Source organism: Dellaglioa sp. CoH-57-MRSF-17 (genome assembly GCF_056782015.1).
The window spans coordinates 1-275 of record NZ_JBXAXY010000131.1 but is presented as its reverse complement, the minus strand read 5'-3'; the positions used below and the strand labels follow the sequence as shown (position 1 = coordinate 275).

The following is a 275-nucleotide window of genomic DNA, read 5'->3' as shown; positions in this document are numbered from 1 at the left end:
CAAGCGCGAGTGGATCGGCGGCTGTCGCCTGACGCCAAACCAACAGGCTGTGTACGATTCGATCCTCGAAGAGACAATCCAGAAGATCGAGGAAGCAGCGCGCGAAAACAGCGAGCTGTCACGATTCTTGGGGCGTCACGATCGGAAGGCGATGCGGGAAGATGCCGAGGACTACGATGCGGACGCTGAGGATAACGAACACGACGAAGATGCGGATACTGATCTTTCGGCGCTGCTGCGTCCGTATCTGGCGCGGCTTGAACAGTTTCTAATGG

Annotated in this window: 1 protein-coding gene; it reads left to right on the top strand. The window is 57.5% G+C overall.

The window, feature by feature from the left end; genetic code table 11:
* Positions 1-275: hypothetical protein (locus AC1RPJ_RS08145; protein ID WP_481762904.1), on the top strand; the 275-nt coding region annotated here is incomplete at both ends.